Annotated in this window: 1 pseudogene; it reads right to left on the bottom strand. The window is 43.9% G+C overall.

What is annotated here, in order from left to right:
• Positions 1-355: pseudogene (locus QN347_RS19590) on the bottom strand (glycosyl transferase family 1); the annotation flags it as partial.

The raw sequence follows: 355 nt of genomic DNA, 5'->3' as shown, positions 1-355 counted from the left end.
ACTCATAAAACCACGACAAGGTTCCAAATTGCGATTAACGAAAGTAATGACCTCATCGTTAGAAGTTAGCCAACGACCATCAGGTAATTGGAACCGAGCAGCAGGATCTGGCTTGACGGTATCTGTATCAATCCCATCATGAATAACCTCAATACGATCCTGAACAATTGAAGGGTAACTTTGACGTTGCCACTGTGTTGGACTGATCCCTACATCCATACATGACAAGGATTGCAGTTGCACCATATTGCGTAGCCTGAGCTTAAGCTTATCGTCCTCAGACGTAGGCAAGGCTGGATCAAATCCTATATCTTGTCCTTCCGCCTGATAATAAAACTCGCAAAAACTCACCAGT

Origin of the sequence: Sphingomonas sp. 10B4 (genome assembly GCF_035019905.1) — a bacterium.
Taxonomy (GTDB): domain Bacteria; phylum Pseudomonadota; class Alphaproteobacteria; order Sphingomonadales; family Sphingomonadaceae; genus Sphingomonas; species Sphingomonas glacialis.
Note: the sequence above shows the minus strand (reverse complement) of the source record. Positions and strands in the feature narration are given on the sequence as shown.